At 45.8% G+C, this 10,488-nt stretch carries 11 protein-coding genes and 2 pseudogenes; 5 read left to right on the top strand and 8 right to left on the bottom strand.

Annotated elements, in window-relative coordinates; translation table 11 throughout:
• Both BN93_RS18720 and BN93_RS12610 read left to right on the top strand, forming a co-directional pair.
• A partial coding sequence (locus BN93_RS18720) for a nucleoside recognition domain-containing protein (protein WP_044260754.1) occupies positions 1 to 1,076 on the top strand: 1,076 nt, incomplete at its 5' end.
• A 284-nt stretch (positions 1,077 to 1,360) separates the two neighbouring features.
• Entirely contained in the window at positions 1,361 to 2,566 is a 1,206-nt protein-coding gene (locus BN93_RS12610) for a glycosyltransferase family 87 protein (RefSeq protein WP_019188684.1), read from the top strand.
• A gap of 181 nt (positions 2,567 to 2,747) precedes the next feature.
• Here the strand turns inward: BN93_RS12610 and BN93_RS12605 are convergent, their stop codons facing one another.
• From BN93_RS12605 to BN93_RS12595, 5 genes and pseudogenes are all read right to left on the bottom strand, one after another.
• On the bottom strand, positions 2,748 to 3,704 hold the full coding sequence (locus BN93_RS12605) for a glycosyltransferase family 2 protein (protein ID WP_019188683.1): 957 nt from the start codon (positions 3,702 to 3,704) through the stop codon (positions 2,748 to 2,750).
• On the bottom strand, positions 3,670 to 4,137 hold the full coding sequence (locus tag BN93_RS12600) for a GtrA family protein (protein ID WP_198007525.1): 468 nt from the start codon (positions 4,135 to 4,137) through the stop codon (positions 3,670 to 3,672). Before BN93_RS12600 ends, BN93_RS12605 begins: the two co-directional genes overlap by 35 nt.
• Positions 4,138 to 4,282: 145 nt before the next feature.
• Positions 4,283 to 4,451: pseudogene (locus BN93_RS19180) on the bottom strand (IS256 family transposase, variant Zn-binding type); the annotation flags it as partial.
• Positions 4,452 to 4,780: 329 nt separating this feature from the next.
• A pseudogene (locus BN93_RS17745) lies at positions 4,781 to 4,930 on the bottom strand (glycosyltransferase); the annotation flags it as partial.
• Positions 4,927 to 5,736, bottom strand: coding sequence for a polysaccharide deacetylase family protein (locus BN93_RS12595; protein WP_019188680.1), 810 nt, complete (start codon positions 5,734 to 5,736; stop codon positions 4,927 to 4,929). The gene BN93_RS12595 and the pseudogene BN93_RS17745, both read right to left, overlap by 4 nt.
• A gap of 403 nt (positions 5,737 to 6,139) precedes the next feature.
• Here BN93_RS12595 and BN93_RS12590 point away from each other — a divergent pair, with 403 nt between their 5' ends.
• Positions 6,140 to 6,706: a methyltransferase family protein gene (locus BN93_RS12590; RefSeq protein WP_044260751.1), complete on the top strand. Its 567-nt coding sequence runs from the start codon at positions 6,140 to 6,142 to the stop codon at positions 6,704 to 6,706.
• Between the two features lie 532 nt (positions 6,707 to 7,238).
• Here BN93_RS12590 and BN93_RS12585 read toward each other — a convergent pair.
• The 3 genes from BN93_RS12585 to BN93_RS12575 form a co-directional block, all read right to left on the bottom strand.
• On the bottom strand, positions 7,239 to 7,460 hold the full coding sequence (locus BN93_RS12585) for a DUF2795 domain-containing protein (RefSeq protein ID WP_009231301.1): 222 nt from the start codon (positions 7,458 to 7,460) through the stop codon (positions 7,239 to 7,241).
• A gap of 61 nt (positions 7,461 to 7,521) precedes the next feature.
• Positions 7,522 to 8,076, bottom strand: coding sequence for a cob(I)yrinic acid a,c-diamide adenosyltransferase (locus BN93_RS12580; protein ID WP_019188677.1), 555 nt, complete (start codon positions 8,074 to 8,076; stop codon positions 7,522 to 7,524).
• Between the two features lie 22 nt (positions 8,077 to 8,098).
• Positions 8,099 to 8,722, bottom strand: coding sequence for a hypothetical protein (locus tag BN93_RS12575; RefSeq protein WP_157462851.1), 624 nt, complete (start codon positions 8,720 to 8,722; stop codon positions 8,099 to 8,101).
• Positions 8,723 to 8,928: 206 nt separating this feature from the next.
• Here BN93_RS12575 and BN93_RS12570 point away from each other — a divergent pair, with 206 nt between their 5' ends.
• Together BN93_RS12570 and BN93_RS12565 are read left to right on the top strand one after the other, a co-directional pair.
• Positions 8,929 to 9,666 carry an SIMPL domain-containing protein gene (locus tag BN93_RS12570; RefSeq protein WP_009231304.1) on the top strand — a complete coding sequence of 246 codons (738 nt, stop codon included), beginning with the start codon at positions 8,929 to 8,931 and terminating at the stop codon, positions 9,664 to 9,666.
• A gap of 132 nt (positions 9,667 to 9,798) precedes the next feature.
• Positions 9,799 to 10,365 carry a hypothetical protein gene (locus BN93_RS12565; protein ID WP_019188675.1) on the top strand — a complete coding sequence of 189 codons (567 nt, stop codon included), beginning with the start codon at positions 9,799 to 9,801 and terminating at the stop codon, positions 10,363 to 10,365.
• Positions 10,366 to 10,488: the final 123 nt, after the last annotated feature.

The following is a 10,488-nucleotide window of genomic DNA, read 5'->3' as shown; positions in this document are numbered from 1 at the left end:
CAGCCCCTTGGTGGCTCACGGGTTTGCTTGTAGATGGCGTTTACCTTGCCACAGCGTGGGTGGTATCGGTGATGTTGCCGCCTATGGCCATTTTCTTCCCCCTCTTCACCTTGCTCGAAGACTTCGGCTATCTGCCTCGTGTAGCTTTCAACCTCGACGAATTGTTTCGCCGTTCGGGGGCACACGGCAAGCAGGCCCTAACCATGAGCATGGGTTTTGGCTGCAATGCGGCCGGCGTAGTGTCTACACGCATCATCGACAGCCAACGCGAACGGCTCATTGCCATCATCACCAACAACTTTTCGCTATGCAATGGCCGCTGGCCCACACAGATATTGTTGGCCACGCTGTTTATCGGCGCAGCCGTTCCTGCACGATATAGCAGCATGGTTTCGCTGGTAGCGGTGATGACGGTGGTGCTTATGGGCGTTGGTTTCATGTTCGGCAGTTCGTGGCTGCTGTCGCGAACCATCCTTCGCGGCGAGGTTTCCACCTTCCATCTCGAACTTCCGCCCTATCGTCCGCCCCAGTTTTGGCAAACGCTTTACACCTCTATCATCGACCGCACACTGATTGTGCTGTGGCGTGCCCTTGTGTTTGCCGCCCCGGCAGGCGCATTGATATGGCTTTGCTGCAACATCCACGTGGCCGATGCCACCATTGCCCAGCACCTTATATCGCTACTCGACAAGCCCGGATGGCTGATGGGGCTGAACGGCGTGATACTTCTTGCCTACGTGTTGGCCATTCCCGCCAACGAGATTGTTATACCAACGGTAATGATGCTGACGATGCTTGTGTTGGGACAAAGCGACATGGGCGCAGCTGGCGTGCTGATGGAAGGCACCGAACAACAAACCAAACAAATACTGCTGTTGGGCGGATGGAACATGCTGACGGCCGTTTGCCTGATGGTTTTCTGCCTATTGCATCACCCTTGTTCCACCACTATCTACACCATTTATAAGGAAACGAAGAGTGCCAAATGGACCATCGTGGCCACTTTGCTGCCCTTAGCCCTCGGTATTGTAATGACTACGCTCATCGCAACCGTGTGGCGAATGGTATGTTCTTGAGTCTATGAGGTGGTAAGTTTTTGAGTTTATAAGTTGGTGAGTATTTGAGTTTATGAGATAGTAAGCCTTTGAGTTCTCAACTCCGCGTTAAGAAATATAACGCAAATAAGTCTAGATAAAAGGCTTGAAAACCAAGAAACTCGCACACTCAAATACTCACCACCTTATAAACTTACAAACTCACAAACTCAAACAACAACTCACAAACTCATCAACTCAAATACTCACCGCCTCAAATAGCAACTCAGAAACTTATAAACTCAAAAACTCACCACCTCAAAAACATGTCATCCAACTTCACAACAAAGGCTAAGACGTTTTTTGCCAAACCCTTCTTTCACGACCGCCGCACTATTATTTGGTTGTGGATTGCGTTATCGGTTATTGCCGCCGTGTTGAAATACAATCGCACCGACAACAATTTCCGCATCTTCCGCGGTGTGTTTTGGCATACGCTGCAAGGAACATCACTCTACGCAGAATATCCGCTAGAATACTACGATGTAAACCACTACGGTCCATTCTTTTCGCTCGTAATAGCACCTTTCGCGCTGATGCCCATACCCCTAGGGCTTGTGTTTTGGTGCATCGCCCTCTCGCTAACCCTCTATTTCGCCATAACGCGGAGCACGTTTAGCAGTTGGCAGCAGATGTTCGTGCTTTGGTTCTGTTCCGAAACACTGCTCACGTCGCTCTTCATGCAGCAGTTCAACATCGCCATTGCAGCCATCATCATCGCCAGTTACGCCTTAATAGAGAAAGAACGCGACTTTTGGGCGGCCTGCCTCATCGTGCTTGGCACCTTCGTTAAACTCTATGGCATCGTTGGTTTGGCGTTTTTCTTCTTCTCGCGACATAAGGGTAAGTTCGTGTTATCGTTGCTGTTCTGGGGTGTTGTGTTGTTCGTATCACCGATGATTATCAGTAGTCCAGCTTACGTAGTGAGCCAATGCCACGAGTGGTTTGTGAATTTGGTTGAGAAAAACGGCGAAAACCTGGCATCAGTGGCACAAAACATCTCGGCATTGGGTATGGTTAGGCGCATGTTGGGCACCCCCGAATACTCCGACCTTTGGCTGCTTGCCCCCGCCCTTGTGCTTTTCGCCCTACCTTATCTACGCATCAAGCAATGGCGAAACGAGGGTTTCCGCATGACTTTACTAGCCTCGGTGTTGCTTTTCACGGTGCTTTTCAGTACAGGGAGCGAGTCTAGTTCGTACATCATCGCCCTTAGCGGCGTGTGCGTATGGTATTTTGCAGCCCCTTGGCAACGTGGTAAGGCCGATGTTTGGCTACTAGTCTTCGTTTTCTTGCTATCAAGCATGGGGTCGTCCGACCTTTATCCGCGCGCCATCAAGCGCGAATACATCCAAGCCTACTCACTCAAAGCCCTGCCTTGCCTTATCGTTTGGTTGAAACTTTGCTGGGAAATGATGGTGAAGAATTATCAGCCTCACCCACAAACGCTCTCCAAAGGGCAAGATGCGTAAAGGTACTACAAACAAGAAAACGATTAGAATTTCTATATGTCGCATGATACTTAGAAATTCTTTTTTAAATGTCCAGGCCGTGAAAGGCAAAGAAACAAGAAAATGCCAACTCCCAACGCAAGACTTGTGCGCCAAGAAGTGGCATTTGTCGGTGTTGTACTTCTGCTTTACTGGAAAGAGGTTAGCCTGCTCCTGATGTTCTCTTATCTTTATTCATTTCCATATCGCCCACGACATAGACAGGACGCCTCTTGATTTCATTAAAGACTTTGCCTAAATAAACGCCGATAATACCAAGAGATAATAATTGGATGCCACCTAAAAAAAGGATAACAGTTATGAGCGTTGGGTATCCTTGCACAGGATCGCCATATAACCAGGTATGGATCAGCGTATAAATCATAAAGAAGAAGGCAATCAATGAGAAGAACATACCTAGATACATCGACCATTTGAGAGGAGACACGGTAAAGGAAGTAATACCCTCTACAGCTAGAGAAATCAATGCTCTAACACTCATGTGACTCGCGCCGGCCATACGATCCTGCGTTGTGAACGTAACACCTATTTTCTTGAAACCTATCCAAGCATACATTCCTTTGGTGTAACGCTCCGTTTCGCGCAGCTTACAGAGTTCGTCAATACACTTACGATCCAACAAACGAAAATCGCCAACATTCTGCAAGATGTCATATCGTGCAGATTTCTGAAGGACATTATAAAACATAAGGCTGAACTTTTTTCTCAACCAAGATTCCTTACCCCTTGCAAGGCGTTTGCCGTAGACATCCTCATAACCCTCTTCCCACTTCTCTAACATTTGCGGGATAACATGTGGAGGATGCTGCAAATCAGCATCCAAAATGACCACACAGTCACCTGTAACATGGTCGAACCCTGCAAGCATTGCATTCTCCTTACCGAAATTCCGTGACAAATCAATGTAACAAATGCGTTGGTCCTTTGCACGCAGTTCCTTGATAATACGAAGTGTATCATCCGTGCTACCATCATTTACCATAAGAACCTCCCACGTATATAGGTTGTGAGAATCCATCAACTCCTTTAATGCCTGATAAAGTGATGGTAGGCTAGCAGCCTCATTATAGCATGGTATGAGTAAACTTACTGTTTTCATTTTCTCTAAATGTAAAAAATCTCTGCCCCAAGAAATTAATAATTACAAACAAACCAGTACCCAACAACATTGCAATGTTCTCTAATGTTGGTTTATCAAATGACAACGATAGTCCTGCCAAGACATATCGTACCATAGGACGAGCCAATCCAAAGGCAATGAAATAACAAACAGCAATATTAATTATAAAGCGGACCAGCGACCATAATATTCCTCCTTTATATTGGAATGTGAAACGTTTATTGAGGATATAACTAACAATGCTTGCCAGCGAATAGTCAAGTGCTGATGACAACCAATACCCTAAGTGAAAAATATTGTAGCATACAAGCATAATGGTAGTTCCTATAATCGTATTAAGCACACCAATCAAAAGAAACTTAAGAAAGGGCTTGCCTAACTGATGTAAATGACTTGTGAGAGATTCCAACACTATAATTAGTCTTTCTATAAATTGAAATTGTAAGTGCAAATTTACGATAAGTTTCTGTAAAACCACACTTCACAACTTGAAAATATTATCTTACACTTACAGAAGATATTATAAAAAGCGACGTTATAGACATTTGGCAGACAGGTCATTGCGGCCCTCTTTTTGTATTTATGAATACATCTATAAACTTCTTTTGTTACCTCATTCAATTCCTGACCATCATGCAGTGTTCTTTTAAGCTGCAAGTTAATACTTTCCAACAGATTTGTTGTATTGGAAATTAGCAGTTTTGGAAGTTCTTCACTCGTATAGATCCGTACGCCATTTCGAGATAAAGATTGGCTTAGAATGGTTCTAATAGCCTACTCTTTTCAATCCGCAAGAGCAGAGCCTCGAGCTTATTCTCAAATATTGTTGCCCGGTAAAACTTAAATCGTACAACAAATCATTGCGCGATGGCCTTTAAATTATTGCTGTACGCTAAAAAAGTGATTGCGACAAACAGAAAGGGGGCTTACTTTTCATGAGGTGAAACTAATTTCCCTATTTATTGGCAATCTGGACACCATATTTGCGGTTTCTAAACTTTTACCAGACTACAATAATGTGATATAAGTTATATGGGGCACACCGAAAACGAGGTGCTGCCATCGTTTACAAACACGATCATGCTCTCGGCCGACACATCGCCCAAGCTAACTAGCGTGTCGAGCAGCTGTGTTAGGCGCGCCACCGAGGAATCTAGCACCGCCTCTTCGTTGTAACAAGGCGAAACAATAGCCAATCGCGTCATTTCTTCTCCCCCTTCTTTCGTTCAACAAACTCGGTATAGGTTATAAACTCTGCATTGCGCTGTTTCATCATCTTTACCAAACGGTCTAGTCGGTTAACCATATCCATTCCGCTATGGTTGCGTATGATGTAGGGCATCTTGTATTCGGGATGCTCTTTGAGGTCGTAAAACTCCCACGGATGGAAGTAGGTTACAAAGTAGCCATCGTGCCGCAACACGCGCCTAACCATGGCGTTGTACAGCCATTGGGGCAGATTGTGCAACGACAACCAAAACAAAGGAAAACGCAAAAGGGGTGTAACCGAGGCTGGAATTTGCATTACCTCGCCCTTCATAAACCAACGACGGGGCGTGGTGAGGTGCATATAACGGCCTGGAACAAAGGCAGGATTGAGCGAAGAGTTGTACAGATAGCCCGCCTCGGCCAGTGCATCGTCGCTCACGGGGAACATTCGGGGCTGCCGATAGCCGCGCATGGGCACGCCAGCTACGCGTTCTAATATGTTTTTAGACCGCCATACGTCTTCGGGAACAGGTTTCCAATGGTCCACTCCGTGGCAAGCCACCTCGTGCCCCTCGTCCATGATGCGGCGAATAAGGCGCGGTGCCTGCTCGGCGAAGTTGCCCGTGCAGAAGAAAGTGGCGCGAACGCCGTTAGATTTCAGACAATCGAGAATGCGCGTTGTGCCTTCTACCGACACGCGCATGCCTTCTTCCAAGCTGATGTCTACGCCATGCTCGCGCGGAACATCAAACTCTTCGGTGTCGAAACTTAGCAATATCAGCTCTTTTTCTTTTGTTTGCATGGTGCAAAGTTACGAAAATAATCGGCAACATACGTGATTTTGGAAAGGGCTTTGATGGGCTAAGATATTTCAAGAACCACGTTCAACTGTTTTTCGGAAGACTTCTAAAATAATGAATGTCTACCAAAAGCAGGCTCGTGGCAAAGAAACATGTGCTGCCAAGGCATCAAGTTGCAGATAAAACGCGGCGAACAAAATCACTATTTTTGGTGATTGTGCCGTTAAACAATTTGTCTTATCTTTGTAAAAAGGGTAATCGAGTAGACTCATATATTCGCGAGCCCATGAATTTGAGACTGGTGAACTCATCAACTGGTTAACTCGTCAACTCAAAACCTCCTAAACTCACCAACTCATAACATCATAAACTCACCAACTCATAACCTCATAAACTCAAAGCAATATGTTAGATTTATCATTCTTCACAACCCTCAAACTAGGCTGGCTTAACGCATGGATACCTGCGTTTGGCATGGTAGTGATACAGCTTGTTTATATGGCTATCTTCCGCGAAGTGGGAAAGCGCGCGGTAGACACGTCGTGGTATACGCCTCGCGACAAGTTTTGGGCGATGGTAAGCACATTTCTTCAAATAGTTCTGCTTGTGCTTTCAATCTTCGTTCCATTCAAATTGGGAACGGCATGGTTTCTTATAGGCAGCACAATCTTTGCGCTTTCGTTTGCCGCCTTCATCTGGTCCTTTCATAGTTATGGCATCGACCCAGCAGGGAAAACAATCAAGAGCGGCATCTATCGCTGGTCGCGCAACCCCATGTACTTCTTCTTTTTCACAGGGATGCTCGGCACCTGTATTGCTTCGGCCTCGCTTTGGCTGCTCATCGTCACAGTTCCCTTCGGTATTGCGATGCACTTCACCATCCTTGGAGAAGAGCGTTATTGCGCACAAACCTACGGGAAAGAGTATTTGGAGTACAAGGCTAAAACGCCAAGATACCTACTGATTAGATAAAAAGGGCGATTAAGCGTTGTAAAAGCTGCCCTAAACGCGTTTCAATCACGATGCAACAAGTGTGCCGTGCCTTGTTGTTGCGCCAGTAATGCTGGCTAATCGCCAAAGAGGAATTGCCATAACGTTGGAATTTCAACGCCATCGTTTGCGGCCACGCTGCGCGCATAGCTATAAGCCAAGATAAAAGATAGCACCATAACTAACAACCAAGCAGTTATGGCGAGGAAAATAAGCCAAGGGCGACTGAGCCGCGAAAGTTTTCTAAACATAAGTAGTGAGGTGGAAGGTGGAGTAAAGGGAAGGTTAAGACGGTGGCAAGCGGGCTGCATAATGATTGGGGAGCAATGGGCTAGGCAACTAAGTGAACCATTGTTACACGAAGGCTCCCCAGTTCTCTGTGCATTTACCAGGCCGTTTTAACTGCGTTGGGGCATCATAGTGCTAGTGCAAAGCTCTGTTACGCCATCCACTAAGCAAAGCAAAGGGGGATGTGTTGGGCTTTTACCCAAACACATCCCCCTTTTCAATATGATTAATATTCGTCTTCGTTGAAGAGAAAGTCCTCCTTTGTAGGATAGTCGGGCCAAATATCTTCGATACTCTCGTAGACATCGCCTTCGTCTTCTATCTCTTGCAAGTTCTCCAACACCTCCAAAGGTGCACCCGAACGCATAGCATAGTCTATGAGTTCTTCCTTGGTTGCAGGCCAAGGCGCATCTTCTAGTTTAGATGCCAATTCCAATGTCCAATACATATCTTAATAGTTTTTCTTGTTAATGTTTTCGGTTTAGGCTGCAAAAATAACACTTTTATTGTTATTTGCAAGTGTTTTGCCAAGTTTTTTCCGACAAATCGGCATTGTGGTTGATAAAACGTGTCAAAACGAATAGGTAATCGGAGAGCCGATTAAGGTATTGTAAGGCAGAGAAAGACACGTGTGCCTCGTGCGATAGGGCTACAACACGCCGTTCGGCACGCCTGCAAATGGTGCGACAGACGTGCGCCCAGGCTGCCGCAGCCGTTCCCCCTGGTAAGATAAAGTGGGTTTGGGGCGGCAATTTTGCTTGCATCTGGTCGATAGCCGTTTCTAGTTGCACAGCGCAAGATGGGTCGAGACAAGGCGCATCCGTTTCGTTGCCTGGCTCGATGTCGGTGGCGAGGTGGCAACCGATGTTGAAAAGCGCGTGCTGAACACTTTCGAGCAAGGCCACATGCGAACCTTCGGGCAACAGCGCAAGCAGATAGCCCAAGGCAGAATTAAGTTCATCAATGGTGCCGTACGCCTCAATTCGGGCGTGCGACTTGTCTATGCGCGCACCGCCCACAAGGCTTGTGGTGCCCTTGTCGCCTGTTTTAGTGTAAACTTTCATATTAGAGGGAGGGAGCGTTAGGTTAAAAGTTGATAACATAGTGCTGCTTGGGGCGTGCGGTATCGAAGAAAACCAGCCCACAATAATGCAGGTCGAAGGTTACGCTCGTGCGCGTGTAGCGGCGCAATTGTTTCCACAATTGCCTGGCCTGACGCGAACAGGCGATGCCGTCTATCATGAGTATGGCCTGCTCGTTGAGCAGCGGCAGCAGGCGTAGGCAGGCTTCTTCGGCATGCAAAGGGTCGAGCAGATGCACCACAATGGGCTGTTCTGTCGAGGCGATGGCGCGTAGGTCTGCATCTTCCAGCCCCACAACGGCCGCTCTTTTGCAGCCCGCCTGCACGTAAGGGCCCAGCCAATGCGGTATCGGGCCACAACAAAGCCACTGATTGGCCTGCGCGAAATTGGCCAGACGGAAATAAAACTCGCCCAACTTGCGCTCGCGTTTGCCCAATTGTGGAAAGCTATCGGCTAAGTCGGCGTAGGCATAATAGGGATAATGCTCGTTAACCACGTAACGCACGAACGAATAGGCCGACGGCGACTGAATGCCGAAACCGCGGCAACAGTTTAGTCGGGTAATCCAAATCCAAAGTCGTTCGAGATAATACATGTTTCGTGAGGCATTATATAATGTGTATTGCAAAGTTAAGCATTTTAAACCGAAAGAGACCCAACGAGAAAACCTAAAACTATTTAAAAATGTATGTCCGCGTGAAAAAACAAGGCGAAATTGTAACAACCTATCGTTCTTTTCGCTATTTTTGCAAAAAGAGCAATCAGTATAACCTTTCACGAATACACGCGGATTGGTAAACTAATGAGCTAATGAACGAATAAACTTAATATCGTATGGACAAGACAAAAATCATTATCACCTCCATTATCGGAGTAGTAATTGTTATCGGGGCTTGGCTAATAGCCGCAGGTTTCAAGAATTTCAGAGAGGGAGAACCCAACATCAACGTTACCGGTATGGCCGAAAAACAGATTACGAGCGACCTTATCGTTTGGAAAATCTCGGTTAATGCCGAGGGCTCTACACGTAGTTCGGCCTTTACCGAGTTTGAAAAGGCAGCTCGCGTGATGCGCCAATACCTACAAACGCACGGCATTCCCGAAAAGGAAATAACAATGAGCAGCGTGGACATCAGCAAACGTACGAAAGACTTTTGGGATGAAGACAGCCGCAAATACGTAACGCTTGAAAATGGTTTCGCCGTTTCGCAGACTTTCACGGTTAGTTCTAACGACCTCAAACGCGTAGAAAGCGTATACCAACGCATTTCCGAGCTGTACAATCGCGGAATGGATTTCAGTAGTGAGAAACCGCTCTACTATTACACAAAGCTAAACGACTTGAAGATGGAGATGCTTAACCAAGCATCGGCCAACGCATACGAACGCGCTCAAACCATCGCGAAGGGTAGCGATTCGAAGGTTGGCGCAATTGTGTCTTCATCAATGGGCGTGTTCCAAATTGTAGGTCTTAACAGCGAGGAGGAATACAGCTGGGGCGGAACGTTCAACACAAGCAGCAAAGAAAAGGTGGCTAGCATCACGGTGAGAACGACGTATAAGGTGAAATAAAAAGAGAAATAAGGAACTTAAAGACATCGCAACTTTGCGGTGTCTTTTGTTCTATGCCATTAAAAAGGTACGTACCTAAGTTTTGCCACTGAACGTGGAGACGTAGTGTATGCCGGCGTAAACTAAAACATTATGTGGTTCTTTCTAAGAAAAAACATCAATAAGAAAGATACATTTGTCACCTTAAATGGTTCATACGACAAATTATCAAGGTATTTCTTTTCAGATATTGAAGATGAGAAATATATTGTCAACGTTAAGTTCAGTGGAGTTGCCCAAAAGGGATTTACGCACCAATTGCTTGCTCAAGCAGACTATTTGGAAAACAGTCGGTTTGGCGGTATTCCGCTGTTCTCGCAAAGGTTTATGGAGAGAACGAAACAATATCTTTCCGGCAAAATTGATTTCCATCCATGCCAAATACTCCTTAATGATGTCACCTACGTCTTCTACCTGGGCAGAATAAAATGTATAAAGCCAATCATTGATTATGAAAAATCAGGCTATAGAATATTGACAGACGGGAGTAGAATCCTAAGTGAACCGAAAGTAATCAAAGACTCCATAGACGAGGAAATGCTGATTGTGCGAGATGCCACATACAAATCTACTTTTGTAGTGAGTGAGTTGTTTAAGCGAATGGTTGAGAAAGAAAAATTAAATGTTGGATTTGATAATACATCAAGTACATTTTGGTAATGGTGCAGATTCAATTATGATAGTAGATATCCCATCATCAAATTAGTATTATACGCAAGTTCTTGGAATATTACGTAGGAACATGAATCCTTTGGCATCCAATTTATAGTGTAAGCATCCAAT

It is taken from the genome of Prevotella conceptionensis 9403948 (assembly GCF_000312305.1).
GTDB classification, from domain to species: Bacteria; Bacteroidota; Bacteroidia; order Bacteroidales; family Bacteroidaceae; genus Prevotella; species Prevotella conceptionensis.
The sequence above is the reverse complement of the archived record's forward strand: the minus strand, read 5'-3'. Positions and strand labels throughout refer to the sequence as shown.